This is a genomic window from Pseudoroseomonas cervicalis ATCC 49957, from assembly GCF_000164635.1.
Lineage (GTDB): Bacteria > Pseudomonadota > Alphaproteobacteria > Acetobacterales > Acetobacteraceae > Pseudoroseomonas > Pseudoroseomonas cervicalis.
On record NZ_GG770805.1, the window covers coordinates 1 to 1,904 of the forward strand.

The following is a 1,904-nucleotide window of genomic DNA, read 5'->3' on the forward strand; positions in this document are numbered from 1 at the left end:
ACAGCACCAGGAACACCAGGTCGACCGGGTCGCCATCGCGGGCGTCGAACTCGATCGGCCGCTGCAGCCGCGCCAGCAGGGCCAGCGGCGCCGCCAGCCCCTCCAGCCGCGCATGCGGCAGGCCGACGCCGCGGCCGAGCGCGGTCGAGCCCAGCCGCTCGCGCGCCGTCAGCGCCTCCAGCACCTCGCGCTGCGGCCGGCCGATCCGCTCCGCCGCCTGTTCCGCCAGCAGCGCCAGCAGCTCGGCCTTGTCGGCCGGCGCCAGGCTGAGGATCGAGTCCTCGCCGGGGAACAGGTCGTTGATCGCCATCACATTCTCCAAAATTCCGGCCGTGCCGGGCACAGATGACCGCCCACCGTTCGGATGACAAGATGTTAACCTTGCGCTCGGAGGCATTGTGGCATGAATGCGGCAGGGCGGCTTTGGATGCAGCTTGCCTGCTTCAACCGCGCAGGCCAAGCCGCCGCATGCGGTCCCACAGCGTCGTGCGCGAGATGCCGAGCAGCTGCGCCGCATCGCCGATGCGCCCGCCGCAGCGCGCCAGCACGCGGCGGATATGCCCGGCCTCGGCGGCGTCGCGCGCCTCGGCCAGGGAGGGCAGGCGCGCCTCCTCGCCGCCGCGCTCGGGAAAGAGATCGGCGGCGTCCAGCCCGCCGCCCTCGGTCAGCACAAGGGCGCGCTCGATGCGGTTGCGCAGCTCGCGCACATTGCCGGGCCAGTCATGCGCCAGCAGCGCGTCGCGCGCGGCGGGCGCCAGGGCCGGGGCGGCACGGCCGAGGCCGGCGGCGAAGTGCCCCAGGAAATGCGCCGCCAGCCCCTCCACATCCTCGGGCCGCTGGCGCAGCGGCGGCACCGCCAGCTCGACCACGCCGAGCCGGTAGTAGAGATCCTCGCGGAACCGCCCCTCGGCCACGCGGGCGCGCAGATCGGCATTGCTGGCGGCCAGCACGCGGGCGCGCAGCGGCAGCTCCTCCTGCCCGCCGAGCCGGGCGAAGCGCCGCTCCTGCAACAGGCGCAGCAGCTTGGCCTGGGCCGCGGCGGGCAGCTCCGCCACCTCGTCGAGGAACAGCGTGCCCTCCCCCGCCCGCTCGGCCAGCCCCGCCTGGCGGCCGGCGGCGCCGGTGAAGGCGCCACGCTCATGGCCGAAGATGGTGCTCTCCAGCAGCTCGGCCGGGATGGCGGCGCAGTTGACCGCCTGGAAGGGCCGGCCGGCGCGCGGCCCGGCCTCGTGCAGCAGCCGCGCCGCCACCTCCTTGCCGGCGCCGCTCTCCCCGGCCAGCAGCACGGTGGTGTCGACGCCGGCCAGCTTCAGCAGCTGGCGGCGCAGCGCCTGCATCGGCGGCGACTGCCAGCCGGCCTCGCCGGGCGGCGGCGGCGCCGGCGGCACCCAGCCGGACAGCGTCGCCAGCTTGTCGATCAGCAATTGCGGCGGGAAGGGTTTTTCCACGTAGTCGTCGGCGCCAGCGCGCAGCAGCCGCACCGCCTGCGCCACATCGCCATAGGCGGTGACGACGATGACCGGCGTGCCGCCCAGATCGGGCATCAGCCGGGCCAGCAGCGCCTCGCCGCTGCCATCGGGCAGGCGCATGTCGCAGACGATCAGCCCGGGGCGGTGCCGGCGCAGCTGCGCCTCCGCCTCGGCCAGGCTGCGCGCCCAGCGCGTCTCCACCCCCTCCAGCGTCAGGCGCTGCAGCAGGGATTCGCCCAGCACCGCGTCATCCTCGATCAGCAGCACCGATCCGGGCAGGGTCTGGCTCATGCGGCGGGCTCCGGCTGCGGCGGCACGGTCAGGCGGATGCAGCTGCCGCCCGGGTTCGGCGCCAGCTCGATACTGGCGCCGAGGGCGGCGGCCAGCTCCCCGGCGATCGGCAGGCCGAGCCCCTCGCCCGGCGCCGCCGCCTCG

At 75.4% G+C, this 1,904-nt stretch carries 2 protein-coding genes; both read right to left on the reverse strand.

All coding sequences use genetic code 11. The features are described 5' to 3' along the window. Positions 1 to 310: PTS sugar transporter subunit IIA (locus tag HMPREF0731_RS19160; protein WP_007005864.1), on the reverse strand; the 310-nt coding region annotated here is incomplete at its 3' end. 133 nt (positions 311 to 443) lie between these two features. Further along, positions 444 to 1,760: a sigma-54-dependent transcriptional regulator gene (locus HMPREF0731_RS19165; RefSeq protein ID WP_007005865.1), complete on the reverse strand. Its 1,317-nt coding sequence runs from the start codon at positions 1,758 to 1,760 to the stop codon at positions 444 to 446. Between the last annotated feature and the right edge of the window lie 144 nt (positions 1,761 to 1,904).

Coding starts and splice junctions, on each gene's coding strand:
- HMPREF0731_RS19165 (WP_007005865.1), bottom strand. CDS start 1,760: ATGAGCCAGACCCTGCCCGGATCGGTGCTGCTGATCGAGGATGACGCG.